The organism is Nocardioides sp. CPCC 206348, assembly GCF_048654705.1.
Classification (GTDB): Bacteria; Actinomycetota; Actinomycetes; order Propionibacteriales; family Nocardioidaceae; genus Nocardioides.
In genome coordinates this window covers 4,897-5,100 of the sequence record NZ_JBMCZA010000172.1, presented here as the reverse complement: position 1 = coordinate 5,100, position 204 = coordinate 4,897, and the positions used below count along the sequence as shown (strand labels likewise).

Annotated in this window: 1 pseudogene; it reads right to left on the bottom strand. The window is 64.7% G+C overall.

The features are described 5' to 3' along the window. A pseudogene (locus ACOADB_RS13590) lies at positions 1 to 204 on the bottom strand (ABC transporter permease); the annotation flags it as partial.

Here is a 204-nt window from a genome sequence, read left to right as displayed (position 1 = left end):
ATCACGAGGCCGGTGCCTGTGACGACATTCTGGACCCAACTCTCGACGCCGTTCAGGCTCAGACCGGAGAGGGCAAAGGCCAGCAGGTAGACAGCGACCAGCGTGCCGAGGACGTTGAAACGACCAGGCTTGATCGTCGTCGCACCGAGGAAGGCGGCGACCAAGGCGGGCAGCGTGAGTGGAATACCGCCGCCGGATGCGGAG